At 55.5% G+C, this 1,313-nt stretch carries 2 protein-coding genes; both read left to right on the top strand.

Translation table 11 applies throughout. The annotated features are described in order from the left end of the window. Positions 1-289, top strand: a 289-nt coding sequence (locus AC1DH9_RS29295; protein ID WP_477809350.1) for a YadA C-terminal domain-containing protein, incomplete at its 5' end; no start/stop codon positions are given. A gap of 48 nt (positions 290-337) precedes the next feature. Continuing rightward, positions 338-1,213, top strand: a complete 876-nt coding sequence (locus AC1DH9_RS29290; protein ID WP_427545367.1) for a hypothetical protein — start codon at positions 338-340, stop codon at positions 1,211-1,213. Positions 1,214-1,313 lie beyond the last annotated feature (100 nt).

Genomic DNA, 1,313 nt, shown 5'->3' with positions numbered 1-1,313 from the left:
TGCCTACACCGACCAGCGTTATTCGGAATTGAAAAATGACATCAAGAAGCAGGACGAAATTCTCAGCGCGGGGATTGCCGGTGCAATGGCAATGGCCAGTTTGCCGCAAGCCTACTCACCGGGTGCAAGCATGACTGTGGCGTCCGCCAGTAGTTATCGCGGTCAATCGTCGGTTGCCTTCGGTGTATCACATATGTCCGGCAACGGCAGGTGGCTGACAAAGTTGCAGGGCAGTACGGACACCCAACGCAATGTCGGCGTGGCTGTGGGGGTGGGTTATCAATGGTGATGGCAGTTTTTGATTCGTCTCTATCCGACTTTTTTCAGGAAAATAACTATGAATATGAAATCCATTTTCGTCACCACACTGATCACTTTGTTGGCGTTCGCCGGTTATGACAAATTTTTGGCCAACAAACCGGCGGATATCCCAAGCAATTGGCTCAGAATTCCCGCTTTGCCGGTGATTCATGATGCGATATTCGAACTGTCGCCGAGGTTCGATGGCCAGCGCAATGCACCGGTGATGGAGCAGCTTTGCGCCTTGGCCCGGGGCGAAGTGAAACAGGAACAGGTCAACGCCTTTCTCAAGCAGCAAGGAGTCGACGCGCTAACACTGCCAAAGCAGGGCAACCAGCTCTCACTACTGATCAATGGCGACCAGGCAGAGCAAACCACCGCGTGTGCGGCGTATCTGGCGACGACTGTATTGTCGACGGTCAATATGGCCGAGTTCATGCGCCCGGTTACGACGCCGGCGGCCAACGGGCAGCCGGAGAAATCCTCGCTGCAGGTTGATAACGCGCTGTTGGCGTCGTCGCTGTCGATCAAGCTGGCCGAAGCCCGGGCCAATGCCGATGTGTTCGCCTTGATTGCTGCCGAGTTGCAGCGCAGTCCCGGCTTATCGATCACGCAATACCGTGAGCGGGCCAGGCAATTGTTTGACCGCCTGGCACCGACTTACCTGCAACGCATCAAGGATCAACTGCCGCCCGCGGGCACTCAGTACAAGCTGGTGCAAATGGATGACAGTCGCTTCGTGTTCAGCAGTTCCGTCGGCAGCGTATTCGAATTTGGTAGCAACGGTCTGATCCTGAGCCAGGGCGGTATCACCTGGTATGGCGAAGGCAAGCTGTTGGGGCAGGATTACCCCCTACAGGTTGCGTACTTTTCGCCGATGGTCAGAGAGGTGCTGGCACCGCCCCACTCGTGATCCTTGATCCCATGACATCGCGATAACGCAGGGTGATGAAGACAGCGTCTGAATTTCACCCTGCGGCATCAAATAGTTCGGTCCCTGGTTGTTTCATCAC

The organism is Pseudomonas sp. 05T35, assembly GCF_056396605.1.
Note: the sequence above shows the minus strand (reverse complement) of the source record. Positions and strands in the feature narration are given on the sequence as shown.